The organism is Corynebacterium sp. (genome assembly GCF_030530965.1).
Classification (GTDB): Bacteria; Actinomycetota; Actinomycetes; order Mycobacteriales; family Mycobacteriaceae; genus Corynebacterium.
In genome coordinates, this window is record NZ_JAUMTY010000001.1 from 38,863 (window position 1) to 51,656 (window position 12,794).

Consider the following 12,794-nt stretch of genomic DNA (forward strand, 5'->3'; position numbering starts at 1 on the left):
GCCCATGGGTCACTCTCGTCGGGTCTTGCTCGTCACCAATGATTTCCCACCGACAGTGGGTGGGATTCAGACGTACCTTCACGAGTTTGTTCAGACACTCGACCCCGACCAACTGATCGTTTTTGCCTCCACTCAGGATGAGAGCGCAACTCAGGCCTTCGACCGCGACGCTCCGTTCGCCATCATTCGTTGGCCGCGTCGGGTTATGCTGCCCACCCCAATGACAGCTCGACGGATGCAAGAGATCATCCGCGCCTGGTCAATCGACACCGTGTGGTTCGGTGCGAGTGCCCCACTCGCCCTTATGGCCTCAGCTGCCCGTCGAGCGGGCGCCCGAAGGGTCGTGGCCTCGACGCATGGCCACGAAATCGGCTGGTCGATGATTCCGGGAGCACGGCAAGTTCTCCGGTTGATCGGTTCCCGCGTCGACATGCTGACCTACGTGTCCAAATATGCCCAGATGCGAACACGTCGCGCGTTCGGTCCCCACCCAGCGTGGTCATCGCTCCAACCCGGGGTGGATATCACCCGTTTCTCGCCAAATAAGGAGGCGGGTGACTGTATTCGTCGGCAATACGGATTGGGTGACGCGCCCCTCGTTGTATGCATTTCGCGGATTGTGCCGCGAAAAGGGCAAGACATGCTTGTGGAAGCTCTCCCCGGCATCCGGAAGCGTATTCCGGCAGCGAAACTACTCATTGTTGGCCCGGGGAAGGGTAGAAAGTCGCTCATCGCGCGCGCATCGGCGTTAGGCGTCAGCGATTCTCTCATTACGACGGGCCCCGTTCCCTTCGATGCCTTACCGGATTTTTATCGGTGCGCTGATGTCTTCGCGATGCCGGTCCGCACACTCGGCGGTGGGTTGGACGTCGAGGGGTTGGGCATCGTCTTCCTTGAAGCCCAAGCATGCGGCGTGCCTGTGGTCGCAGGAGACGGTGGTGGAGCACCAGAGACCGTTCGTCCCTCAGAAACGGGGATCGTCGTCAATGGCCGACGCGTCGATGAGATTGTGGATGCCGTTGCAGGGCTGCTCGCGGAACCCAAGCGTGCTGCAGCGATGGGTCAGAAGGGCCGCGAATACATCCAAAAGGAGTGGTCGTGGTCCGTGAGGGGGCCGCAATTGGCCCAGGTTTTATTCGACGGGCTAGATTGAATAAGTTAGCCATTCGCCAGTTACGTCGTCGGAAGTAGGCCATTATCTACTGGCTGAGACGATTCTTTCTTCGGCGGTCCTCAACGAAAGGTATTGATGTCCGATCACGCTTCTGTCCGGCCGCTTACTGTCGGCTTTGATATTGGTGGTACGAACCTGCGTGGTGCGGTTGTTACCGACGAGGGGACAATCATCGATTCGGAGCAAATCCCGACCCCGGCTTCATCGCATGCGCTGGAAGACGGTGTGGTGCAGATTGTCCGACACTTACAGCGCCGGCACCACATTGCTGCGGTAGGGATGGCAGTAGCCGGGTTCTTGACGCCGGACTGTCGAACAGTGCGGTACGCACCCCACCTTCCCTGGCGCGATGCGAAGGTGGTCGACCGTCTGGAGGAGCGGCTTCGTCTCCCCGTCCGCTTGGAGCACGACGCTAATTCTGCCGCGTGGGGCGAATATCGCTACGGCAGCGCCTATGACGAGAACAATTGGGTGCTATTTGCCATCGGAACCGGTATTGGTGGCACATTGATGGTGAATGGCGAAATCTATCGGGGAGCGTACGGCACCGCGCCCGAGTTTGGTCATATCTGCGTAGTGCCTGATGGCCGTCAATGCTCATGCGGTAAGCGGGGTTGCCTGGAGCGCTACTGTTCCGGGACAGCAATGGCGACGACCGCTCGCGAAATGATCGGTTCCCATACTGACTTAGACTCTGATTTACTTCGCGACTACCGGACACGTCCCGACGAAATCACCGGCCGGCATGTCTCTCTCGCTGCCCGGGAAGGGGATCCCCTAGCGAAGCTCGTGGTCGATGACTTTGGTCTGTGGTTGGGCCGAGGTCTGGCCATGGTCCAGGACTTTTTCGACCCGTCCTTGATCGTCATCGGGGGTGGCGTTTCTACGGACTCCGATCTTTTTATGCCCCGTGCTCTTAGGGCTTATGCCGATAACGTGGTGGGGGCAGGGCATCGGCCACTCGCGGAGATCAAAACGGCAACATTAGGGGCGGAAGCCGGTATGATTGGGGTCGCTGATTTGGCGCGAGATAGCTTCAAGGAAAGTCATGCATAATCGCTGGTATTGGACATTTAAATACATTCTCTTCGGTCCTTTTCTTCGGGTATGGAACAGGCCGTTTACGAAGAACATCGACCGGATCCCCTCGGAGGGTCCAGCGATCTTGGCTAGCAATCACCTCTCGGTGATGGATTCGTTTTATCTTCCGCTGCTATGCCCGCGCCAGATCACGTTTCTTGCTAAGAGCGAGTATTTCACGACGCCGGGGCTCGTCGGCCGGATCCAGGCCTGGTTTTTCTCCTCGGTGGGGCAGTACCCGATCGACCGCTCTTCCGGTCAGGCGGCTCAGGACGCGTTGAACGCGGGGCTGAAGGTGGTTGGCCGTGGCGATCTGATGGGCATGTACCCGGAGGGAACCCGGTCGCCTGATGGTCGGCTATACCGCGGAAAGACAGGGATCGCCCGGTTGGCATTCGAGTCGGGCCAGAAGGTTTATCCCGTGGCAATGATCAACACGCGGAAAGCTAACCCGATTGGGTCCCTATTCCCGCGCCCAGTTCGCGTCGGAGTCTCTGTGGGAGAGCCGCTCGATCCGTTGGATTACATGCATATTGAGGACGAATACGAGCGCCTCAGGACATTTACCGACGACATTATGGAGTCCCTCCATGAGCTCGGTGGCCAGGAGTATGTCCACGACTTTTATGCAGCGGATGTGAAAGCTGCCTTGAATGAGGGGAAAGGCTACTTGCGGGGTAGCGAGCCCAAGTAAGCCCCCCATGCTCGCGGATTAACCAGTTTGACGACGTTGGCCGTGCCGCGATGCGGTTGGCCCGCTGGCCTTGTCCAAACCGGGCCACGCCAACATTGGGCCGCATCGACGGCGGCTACCTCAACGGAGCCCCCTAGCCATCACGTCGTCGTCGATGGTCGATAGTGGCGTATTACGATGCCGATGCTGCCTTGCGTTCCCTGAGGGGGAACTGAAAAAAGGGTATTGACGGGCGAATCGTCCAGCCGACGACGGGCAAGCGCTTACATTGCTCGACGACCCACCCCGACGCCAGGCAGAGGATGAACAGTCCGATGATGCATACCATCCGGACGTTGTCACTGGCGTTGGTCACGTCCTCGCGGATGCCATAGACATAGAGGGCGCGATCCCACGTCAGGTTCATCGCGGTCATGTGGAAGAGATAGATGACCAACGTCCGCTGCCCGATGTATTGCAAGGGGCGTGCCAAAAGGGGGATCTGCGCTACAAGCGCACAGACCAAGATCGATAATGGAAGTGCCCCCAGCGCTCGGATGGACGAAAAAAGAACATCGAGCTGGCCAGCGTCGTTATGAGCAATTCCCATCTCGACGAGGTGATCGTAGCTTTCACCAAAATGCGAATAAGCCACCTTCGTGCACCAGAACAGAGCGAAGCTTCCTCCCCACCACCAGGGAGACCGCCATTTCCGCGCGAGCGCCAGCAATGCCGGCCGCATAAACACACCGACGAAATAGACCGGCATGTAATTAAAAATGTGCGACTGCGTCGGCGTGACAGGGTTATACATCTGCCACAACCAGGGAAGAACACTGACCGCCAGCGCCCAATGATCGGGCAACCACTTCGTTACCCAGACAGCCAAAGTGAAAAGAACTAAGCAGTGGAGGAACCAGAGCCCACATTCACCGTGAATAACTGACGTGACAATTTCGTGAGTATCTATCCCAAAATTGTTGGCCCACATTTTGGACCAGAGCTCCAGCGGCGCCCACACGAGGTAAGGGATCAGCAAAAACCGGAGACGCGAGTGCCAGAGTTCGCCGAGCGTCTGGCGTCGGACCTTATACGAAAACAGACCGGACACCATGAAGAACATTGGCAGGCGTACCGGGCCCAACCAGTCATTGACCGCGTTAGCAGCGGTGTACACGCCGTCGGGAGTGTAAATCGTGGCATGGAGGAAACACACACCCAAGATCGAGATGCCTTTGCCGATGTCCGGCCAGAGGAGCCTCTGTTTCTTGCGCGGTACGGGTGTTTCTGTCGTGCCAGTTCTCGACGCGGTCACTGCGCTATCCGAACTTTGTGGTGCAACCTCGGACTCAGGTCGTGACGACGCACCAGCAGAGGAAGATTCTGTACCGTCGTGAGGTGCTGACGTCGAGTCTGCCGTGTTGCTTGCCGCACCACGGGTAGCGGGTGTGCTGCGACGCGAATGAGACAGACGTGTCACCGATGAAGCTGACATGTACGTGTGTTTCTCCTCCGTCGTTGGGCCGGTGACCAGGCTACAGAAGCCAAGGTGACAAATGCGAATCCAGCCCACACCACATAGCTATTTTCCAGACACCCGATGAACACCGAAAAGAACGTGCCCATGACGTTATCGGTGAACCCACCATGGGAGAGCGTCTGGGCGAAAACCTCTGGTCTGGGGGCGTTGACCCATCGTGACACGAGAGGCGCCCACCATACAGTTCCCGTCAGGAAAATTCCTGAACCGGTCCCAGCTAGTATTGCATACCATTTGGCTCGACGAGACCTGGAACGCTGACTGATGTGAGGAGAATTCACCGCGTCAGAAGCCGTTTCGAGGGAACGATTACCGCTAACGGCGATAGTGAACAGGGTGACTATGGCTGGTAATGCCCACACCCAGTGATGCGTCCAACTGACTGGTGAGGCGAGGAGTCCGAAGAGCCCCACCGCCGAGGGCAGAATAGCTCGACCAGTATTGATCTGACCCGAGCTTTGGACGTCATTGTGGCGACGACGGTTCCTCGTGATGAGGAGAATTGCCAGGGTAAGCACAATCAGTGCCCAGAGGAGGGCCATTGGCCGCGACGCACCAGCAGCTGCATGGGAGTCAGCCGCTGACGTGGCGAGTCGCCCCAACGTCCCTTTAACCGATTGATTGGAAATGATCGTCGGGTCGCCGATCCGATCCGTCGCCCACAACACATGACGGAAGTAAACCCAGGTGTCATGCGGGACGACCAACGCACCTATACAGGTTGCCATCATCGCAGAGACTGCACACCGTGCTGTTGACCAGGCATCCCGGCGGAGAAGCGGAACCAGAATGAAAACGGCAGGAGTTAGCTTGATGGCAGCAGCGCAACCTGTCAGCACACCTGCCACTGCGCGACGTCGGGACCCTGGTGGAGATTCGGAAAGAATCCACCAATCAACCACAACCATGAGTAGCAACACTGAATTGATCTGCCCGAAAGACAGCGTCGCACGGGCCGGTTCCGAGATGACGACCGCGGCGGCCGCGAGATACCGCCACTGGATTCGCCACCCTCGCGTGAGGATTGAGGTGGTGAGAAGAAGTGCGCCAAGGGAGAGCACAGAATGAAACACCATCCCGACGACGGTGGGTAGAACAAGTAGCCCCACCATCACGCATGCGGCAAAAGGGGGATAGGTGAAGGGGAGAGAACGCTCGCTAGTTGAGAAAGTACCGTCATATAGCGCGTGATGATGAATGATCGCACGGGCACCTGCTCGGTAAACCTCGAGGTCAACGAGGTTTCGCGGGGTCAACATAATCCCTGAAGAGTCGCCCAGGTGGAGACGATATCCACCACCATCGGAATAAGTGGAGCTATCAAGATCACGTGTGAAACGTAGCGTCCACAACGTGAAGAACAGCGATACACACGACAATCCGCCGACGAGAACCCAACCCCATACAGTTGAGCCAGGCTTTTGGCCCGAACCCTGCGTCACTCGTCGGCCATCGACGATGTGTGCGGAGTTTTCTCTGTGGCCATCGGTTGTGTCGGCCGGGCGCGGTGGACGTCGGAACCCTGTGAATGAGAAAGCCACAGGCTACTAGCTTTTCTCAGTGGTAAAAGCTCGTGGGAATAAGGCCATCGCAATCAGGAAAAGGAAACCCCACAGAACATAGTCGCTTCCGACAATCTTTTGAATCAAAGACCACTGAAGCTCCTGGTTTTCCGAGTTGGGGAAGAACCAATGGAATGGCGTGACCGTGGAGATCATCAAGCCCACTACCGCAACACCCCACAGCACATTGTTCTGCCATCGAGGAATAATGTGCCGCGAATTCCAAGCCGCATTCATGGTCACAATGACGAATGGTAAGAACCAAACCCAGTGGTGCGACCACGAGACAGGGGAGAGCAAGAGCGCAACAAGGCTGGTGGCAGCCACTAATGCGATGATGAAACTCTGACCGTCATAGCGGGGGCCGGTGACGGAAAGCCGATTGTCCGCGCCGGGATCAGCAGGATCGGATTGAAGCTTCGACGCCGTACGTATCAGGCGCAGCATGGCAGTGAGAATGAGCCCAAATGTCAACACACTAAGGACAATCCACCACCGAGACTGGAGAGCGTCGTCATTGGTAAAGCGGGCGATCATTCCTCGCAGAGACTGGTTACCGGCATAGGCCAACCCCCCGATCCGATCAGGATTGTGAATTTCGACGGTCCAATAATCTTTTGAATCGTGGGGGAGAATTGCCCAGCCGATCGCGGTCCACGCCACCCCAGAGACGGCGCAGGTGATGGCTGATTTCCAATCTCTTTTGACGAGGAAGAAGAGGCCAAAAACAGCGGGAGTTAATTTGATGGCGGCTGCTAATCCGATAAATATGCCTCGAGGCCAGCGAGTGCGCTTCACGGCGGTATCCAGCAGCACGAGGGCCATAAGGAAAACGTTGATCTGACCAAAACTTAATGTGTGCGTGAATGGTTCGCCGAGGAGAACTAACGGAAGGATCATGTAGGACAGCCACCCGGCTCGGCTAAAAGAGTTGGTCGTGGTCGGTTGAGCCGATTTACCGTCGGCACCGGATGTGCCCGCAGGTTGCGTGAAGTGGTTAATCAGAACCGCACCGCACCACCAGGTCATCGCTGCCGTCGCGAAAATCATTAATAGGGTGTCGGTGGTGAGCGAAAACCATGTCAGCGTGCTGAAGAGGATGGCCGCCAGGGGAGGGTAGGTGAAGGGGAGATTAATGCCTTGTACAGGGTAATCGCGGTCATAAAGACCAAAACCGCGGACAAAAGCCTGTCCTCCCGACCGATATACATCGAGGTCGATGTGATAGCGAAACTCTCCGGTATCAAACATGTCGAAGAGGTGGTAGTACAGAACGACGCCGAGAACCGCGGTGACCACGAGCCGGCCCACCCATGTCTCAGATAAAAAACGTACGATTCGTTCACAACTACTGCGGACACGCATGGCCTCACAGTCTACCTGGCATCCCTTTCGTCGCGGAACCTTACTGATCGGCACCCCCGGTTGGTCTTCGCCAATATTGATGTTCGTTGCCGACGATGGCCACCGTCGTTCAGACAAAGAACAACCTGAACACGTTATCCATGACGTACTAACCTTGTCATATGGATTATTTTTATGACACCGAATTTATTGAAGATGGTCAGACCATAGATCTCGTCTCTATTGGCATTGTTGCCAGCGACGGCCGCGAATATTACGCAGCATCTACCGACGCCGATCTCTCCCGCGCCAATCCGTGGGTGAAGAAGCACGTGTTGCCGCATCTCCCGAACCCGTCGTCGCCACTATGGAAAAACAGATTGACCATCCGGCGCGATTTAGAAGAGTTCTTTGGCGACGACGACCACGTTCGCTTGTGGGCGTGGGTGGGGGCGTATGACCACATCTGTTTGGTTCAGCTGTGGGGCATTATGCAGGATCTGCCGAGGAATATCCCCAGGTTTACCCGAGAGATGAAGCACGCGTGGGTCTTCGTCGGCAGGCCGGCTCTACCTCCGGTGCCGGAAAACGCACATGATGCCTTAGCCGATGCGCGGCACAACGTCGCCAAGTTCAAAGTGTGCGCACGAGTGTTTAAAGAAAAAACGGGAATGGAATTGAAGTAGGGGCAGGCATCAAGGGAGAGTCGTCACCATTCTGGGGTAACTCACTGGCTTTTCAGTACATAACGCAAAGCTACGCTAGACTTTGCCCCTGTGAGCTGGACAATAGATTTACCGGTTAATGACCTCCCTGATTTACCGCCTCTACCTGGCGGTTTAGAAGAACGATTCCAAGATGTAATCTCCCGCCCCGCCTTCCAGCAACCCACCTGGAATGAGCGCGACGCCTCCAATGTGCGGAAGATTTTGGAGTCCGTACCCCCGATCGTCGTGGTTGCGGAAATCCGCAAACTTCAAGAGCAGATGCGACATGTTGCTCTCGGCGAAGCCTTCCTATTACAAGGTGGAGACTGCGCGGAGACATTCGAATCCAACACCGAACCGCACATTCGCGCCAATATAAAAACCCTGCTGCAGATGGCTGTTGTGTTGACCTACGGTGCGTCAATGCCAGTCGTCAAAATGGCGAGGATCGCAGGGCAATACGCCAAACCCCGCAGCTCCGATTACGACAGCCAGGGGCTGCTGAATTACCGAGGCGACTTAGTCAACGGCGTCGAAGCCACCGAAGAGGCGCGTCGTCACGACCCCGCTCGGATGGTCCGCGCCTACGCGAATGCCGCCGCCGCAATGAACCTTGTTCGGTCATTGACAGCATCCGGGACGGCAGATTTGCACAAACTCCACGAATGGAACCGTGAATTCGTGCAGACCTCCCCGGCGGGCGCGCGCTATGAAGCCCTGGCATCAGAAATTGATCACGGCCTGCGCTTCATGGAGGCATGTAAGGTCTCGGACTCGAATTTGCACACGGCCGATATCTACTGTTCCCACGAAGCCCTCGTCGTCGATTATGAGCGTGCCATGTTGCGCCTGGGCCAGGATCCAGCTGGAGAAACAGCCCTTTACGACCTCTCAGCACATGAAGTATGGATTGGTGAGCGCACACGGGGTATCGACGATTTCCACGTCAACCTCGCTGCCTTGATCTCCAACCCAGTGGGACTCAAGATTGGGCCCTCGACGACTCCTGAAGAGGCGGTCGCTTATGTGGAGAAGCTCGATCCCGATGTTGCGGACGACGCGCCGGGCCATGTGAAGGGATACAAGGGCCGTCCAGGGCGTCTTACCTTGGTGTCCCGGATGGGTTACGACCAGATCCGGACGGTGCTGCCGCCGATCGTTGAGGCCGTGGAGGCCACTGGCCATAAAGTGATTTGGCAGTGTGACCCCATGCACGGCAATACGTTCACGAGTTCAAACGGGTACAAGACCCGCGATTTCGACCGTGTTATCGACGAAGTTCAAGGGTTCTTCGAGGTCCACCGGGCGATCGGTTCGCATCCCGGTGGTATCCACATTGAGCTCACCGGTGAGGATGTCACCGAGTGTGTGGGTGGCGCGCAAGACCTCACTGATGTGGACTTGCCTGGCCGCTATGCTTCGGCATGTGATCCACGGTTGAACACGCAGCAATCGTTGGAGCTAGCGTTCCTGGTTGCAGAGATGTTGCGTAATTAAGGCTTGTTCGGTGGGGTGGTGCATACGGCCGCCCCACCGTTTTTGGTCTACGTACTTACGACTAAATGGCGTAGGCCCACTGAGTCAGCATGTATTCGGACAGCCATACTCCGACCCAGACGATGACGATGGTGTAGGCCGTGGTCAGGATTGGCCATCGTCGAACCGTCGTCACGATCATGCAAATAGCCAGTAGCACGCCCGCCATGAGCAGTAGGCGGGGTCGCGAGTGGAAGTACCCCGACGACAGAATCACGTTGAGGCCCACCCCTGTGCCGCAGAGCCACATCATGAAGGGGAAACGCCTGATAATACCCACAATGATGAGGGTGAGGGTGCCCAGGATGGCTAGCGAACCCCACAGTGGGACAACACCCTCGAGGGCGAAAATCTGTCTCGGCAGATCGTGAAGGGTGGTCTTCCCGAAATCGAATTGTGTCCCCCAGCCGTCTTTTTGAACGGCAAAGTATCCGCCGGCGTCCCGCGCAAGATGGTCTGCCCACAGCATATAAATGGCTCCGCCGAGGGGAGCGACGGCAACACAAATCCATGCGCGCACATTGCGACGATGATGCAGCAAAACCCCGATTGCGAATGCAATGGCAAGGTCATACCCGGTCATTCTGACAAGGCAGGCCATGAACACACCTGTCGCAGCGAGAGGGAAGTCCTTGTTCAAGTAGCCGAGGATGAACAGGAACGTGCAGAGCGCGAAGAGTGCCTCCGAGTACGCCATCATGTACGTCACTGACATCGGGAACCCAGCGAAGACCGCCACAGCGAGCACGACCGCAAGTAGTGAGCTGGTGAATTTGCGGATGATAGCGGCGAGTAGACATGTGGCAATGGCGCCGATGATGGCGTTCATCAGCAAGCCAGCTGCGGCCCAATCCAATCCGGTTATGGCATGGGTGGCTCGTAGCAACCACGGTGTTCCGGGAAGAAAAGCAACTGTGCGGAATTCGGGCGGATTCCCGTCAATCGCTTCGCCACCGCGGTAACCGAATTCAGCAATTCGCGTGAACCATTGCGCATCCCATGATTGAATCTGGTCCGAGAAAGACGAATTAAAGAGCTTTGCATTGTATGCCAGGGCGATACCCACAATGGTCTGTACTAACGCATAGACCCCCACCGCAATCAGGCACACACCGGTGAGCTCCGAATTGAGAATACGCTGGCCAACACCCTGCCACGCACGCGGTCGCGATGACTCCTGCGATTCTCCTTCGTCGTCGGCCGCGGCCTCTTCGTCCGTGGCCTCTTCGTCGGCAGCGACTCCGTCGTCGACCAGCGGCGTATCAGATTCTTCTTCGTCCACGTGCTGCGTCGTATCTGTAGCGGCGGCCGTATCTGCACTTATATCGGCACCGGTTGCGACAGCCGTCGACGTATCTGCGCTCACATTCTCATGAGCACTCTGTGCCGAGTCGTCGGACTCAACGAGTGCTGCCTCGTCGTCCGATTCAACCTGGTTGGGTTTACGGGAAGTGATAACTAGCCGACGCAGTCGATGTTTCCCGTGATAGCGCCTGGACATAGGCGTGCGTTCGATGGTGATGTTCCGCCACTGTCCGCGCGCGTACCGTCGGTGAACCATGTCCGAGATATCGCGGAGACGCACAAGACGGACCGAAGGCTCTTTAGCGAAACCAACCACCAGCAAGAGGAACGCCACGATGATGAGCAGATTACGGACAACCAGAATCATGACCGAGGGGTTATCGTCGTTGCTGATTATCGAGTTATAGGCGACTGGATAAATCCATTGCGACAAACCACCGATGACCAGCATGAGGCCACCAGCTATCCGCAGACTCCACGCTGATTGTTTGCTTGCCGACGCCGGACTGCCATGAACTGAATCAAGGCACACGGCGAGGGGAGCGGCCCACCACACAACGTATTGAGTGGACATCACCTTATTTGAGATCAGCACAGCCCCGATGATGATCAGCGCCAACCATGCCGATCGACGCGCTGACCAGCCATTGTCAGTGGTTTTCTCGATGACAAGCATGCGTTGTTGGGGCGGTGTCAATGCGCCGTCTGCGGCGCGCGGGAACATGCGTCGGAAACCATTCGCTCCGATTAACGCGGAGACGCACAGGTAGACACAGACCAGGACCATGATGACGGTCAGGATCGTCGAGAATGTCTCCCATCGAGAGACCGAAGGACCGAACACTTCAAACGATTGCGATGCCGCGTATGAAATGCTCAGCGCGTCTTCGCCGTGGTGGGCAGCCCACATCACACCAGTTGCGGGGATGGATTCAATCTGAAGACCGCGATCACCTTGGTAATTGAACACCGACGTGATGCGGTGGAAACCATGCCCCCACACGGACAATGCTGCAATGACGACGCAGGTGGCTGCGAATGACGCGATACGCTGCCACGTCTGTCGGCTCTTCCACCAGCCGACGAGTGCCGTACCGATGATGGCCGGCCACAGTTTGATCATGGTCGCGCACCCCAAGAGGATGCCTGAGACCTTCGGGTGCCGAACAAGTGTGACCAGTGTAGCGGCGACGAGCACAGCGGGGACGATATCCCAGCGAGTCCACAGTAGGGGCCCGAAGAACAACCCGAAGAGAACCCAGAATCCTGCGCCCCACCAGCGCTGACGGGCAGTAAGCCATGCAAAAAACCCGACGTCAACGACTAATAACATCCAGATGGACACGGTGATCTTGTCGGCGGAGGAGAAGATCATGGTCAGCCACTTCAAGACGGCGACCATCCACATGACCGGTACGGGGTACTCCTGCATGGCCCCGGAACCTGGGTCGTCGAGGCCTTTGAAGTAATAATCCACCGGGGTGTCGATCATCCAGTAGTCACCAATGTGATGGTCGAGCCACCACATCACGGCCCGTGTTATCACAAATGCAGCAGTCAGGGCTCCAGCGATGATGAGAGCTTTCCGGTCCCATTTCCGACGCGAAGTCTCGCCAGACTCCGTTGCTGCTGTAACTCTCGTACTGCCGTTGGCTGCCACTGTCTCCGATGAAGCACCGTCGTCAGTATCTACGTCACTTAACGGCGAAGTCGGCGCGGCGGCCTCAGCAGGGTCTGTCTGCGTCGACTGTGATGGGTGGTCTTTTTCGGAAGACGCGGAAAACCCAGAACGAGCCGACGTCGAAGCGGAGTCTAAATGGTGGGACACACGAAAGCCCTTTTCATGACAAGAAGCTATAACGCGCAGGCACGC

9 protein-coding genes are annotated in these 12,794 nt (G+C 57.0%); 5 read left to right on the forward strand and 4 right to left on the reverse strand.

The features are described from left to right. The first annotated feature begins 4 nt into the window (after positions 1-4). The 3 genes from Q3981_RS00175 to Q3981_RS00185 all read left to right on the forward strand — a co-directional run bounded on the left by Q3981_RS00175 (position 5) and on the right by Q3981_RS00185 (position 2,948). Positions 5-1,153: a glycosyltransferase family 4 protein gene (locus Q3981_RS00175; RefSeq protein ID WP_303122703.1), complete on the forward strand. Its 1,149-nt coding sequence runs from the start codon at positions 5-7 to the stop codon at positions 1,151-1,153. Positions 1,154-1,249: 96 nt separating this feature from the next. Beyond that, positions 1,250-2,230 (forward strand): ROK family protein, encoded by a 981-nt coding sequence (locus Q3981_RS00180; protein ID WP_221927428.1) that lies wholly within the window; start codon positions 1,250-1,252, stop codon positions 2,228-2,230. Continuing rightward, positions 2,223-2,948, forward strand: a complete 726-nt coding sequence (locus Q3981_RS00185) for a 1-acyl-sn-glycerol-3-phosphate acyltransferase (protein ID WP_303122706.1) — start codon at positions 2,223-2,225, stop codon at positions 2,946-2,948. Before Q3981_RS00180 ends, Q3981_RS00185 begins: the two co-directional genes overlap by 8 nt. Positions 2,949-3,120: 172 nt before the next feature. Here Q3981_RS00185 and Q3981_RS00190 read toward each other — a convergent pair whose 3' ends face one another. The 3 genes from Q3981_RS00190 to Q3981_RS00200 are packed head-to-tail and all read right to left on the reverse strand — an operon-like array spanning position 3,121 to position 7,394. After that, a complete protein-coding gene (locus Q3981_RS00190) occupies positions 3,121-4,422 on the reverse strand; it encodes an acyltransferase family protein (RefSeq protein ID WP_303122707.1) in 1,302 nt (433 codons plus the stop codon). After that, positions 4,404-6,008, reverse strand: coding sequence for a glycosyltransferase 87 family protein (locus Q3981_RS00195; RefSeq protein WP_303122708.1), 1,605 nt, complete (start codon positions 6,006-6,008; stop codon positions 4,404-4,406). Before Q3981_RS00195 ends, Q3981_RS00190 begins: the two co-directional genes overlap by 19 nt. 6 nt (positions 6,009-6,014) lie before the next feature. Beyond that, positions 6,015-7,394, reverse strand: a complete 1,380-nt coding sequence (locus tag Q3981_RS00200) for a glycosyltransferase 87 family protein (RefSeq protein ID WP_303122710.1) — start codon at positions 7,392-7,394, stop codon at positions 6,015-6,017. A gap of 161 nt (positions 7,395-7,555) precedes the next feature. On the opposite strand from Q3981_RS00200, the gene Q3981_RS00205 reads away from it, so the two are divergent. Both Q3981_RS00205 and Q3981_RS00210 read left to right on the forward strand, forming a co-directional pair. After that, a complete protein-coding gene (locus Q3981_RS00205; protein WP_303122712.1) occupies positions 7,556-8,059 on the forward strand; it encodes a polyadenylate-specific 3'-exoribonuclease AS in 504 nt (167 codons plus the stop codon). Positions 8,060-8,149: 90 nt separating this feature from the next. Next, positions 8,150-9,577 carry a class II 3-deoxy-7-phosphoheptulonate synthase gene (locus Q3981_RS00210; RefSeq protein ID WP_012731373.1) on the forward strand — a complete coding sequence of 476 codons (1,428 nt, stop codon included), beginning with the start codon at positions 8,150-8,152 and terminating at the stop codon, positions 9,575-9,577. A gap of 61 nt (positions 9,578-9,638) precedes the next feature. Here the strand turns inward: Q3981_RS00210 and Q3981_RS00215 are convergent, their stop codons facing one another. Next, complete coding sequence (locus Q3981_RS00215) at positions 9,639-12,749, reverse strand: glycosyltransferase family 87 protein (RefSeq protein WP_303122713.1); 3,111 nt, start codon at positions 12,747-12,749, stop codon at positions 9,639-9,641. Between the last annotated feature and the right edge of the window lie 45 nt (positions 12,750-12,794).

What these genes read in the sequence shown, in the direction of transcription:
- Q3981_RS00175 (WP_303122703.1), top strand. Translation starts at nt 5, where the DNA reads ATGGGTCACTCTCGTCGGGTCTTGCTCGTCACCAATGATTTCCCACCG.
- Q3981_RS00180 (WP_221927428.1), top strand. Translation starts at nt 1,250, where the DNA reads ATGTCCGATCACGCTTCTGTCCGGCCGCTTACTGTCGGCTTTGATATT.
- Q3981_RS00185 (WP_303122706.1), top strand. Translation starts at nt 2,223, where the DNA reads ATGCATAATCGCTGGTATTGGACATTTAAATACATTCTCTTCGGTCCT.
- Q3981_RS00190 (WP_303122707.1), bottom strand. Translation starts at nt 4,422, where the DNA reads ATGTCAGCTTCATCGGTGACACGTCTGTCTCATTCGCGTCGCAGCACA.
- Q3981_RS00200 (WP_303122710.1), bottom strand. Translation starts at nt 7,394, where the DNA reads ATGCGTGTCCGCAGTAGTTGTGAACGAATCGTACGTTTTTTATCTGAG.
- Q3981_RS00205 (WP_303122712.1), top strand. Translation starts at nt 7,556, where the DNA reads ATGGATTATTTTTATGACACCGAATTTATTGAAGATGGTCAGACCATA.